The 221-nt window shown below is 33.5% G+C and carries 1 protein-coding gene; it reads left to right on the forward strand.

All coding sequences use genetic code 11. The annotated features are described in order from the left end of the window. On the forward strand, positions 1-221 hold a 221-nt coding region (locus FOT98_RS31965), incomplete at both ends, for an IS200/IS605 family accessory protein TnpB-related protein (RefSeq protein WP_144291303.1).

Raw genomic sequence — 221 nt, forward strand, 5'->3', positions numbered from 1 at the left:
TTGGAAACAAGAAACGAATATGGGAAAAAGAAATAACCAATCGTTTTGTCATCTCCCGCATAGTTTACTGATTCAAATGATTACATACAAAGCAAATGCTGTAGGCATTCAAGTTGTTGTAATTGAAGAATCATATACATCGAAAGCAAGTTTTCTGGATAACGACTTCATTCCAACGTATGGAGAAAATGACCAAAATACAACTTTTTCAGGAAAACGAA

It is taken from the genome of Bacillus sp. HY001, assembly GCF_007558965.1.
Lineage (GTDB): Bacteria > Bacillota > Bacilli > Bacillales > Bacillaceae_G > Bacillus_A > Bacillus_A mobilis.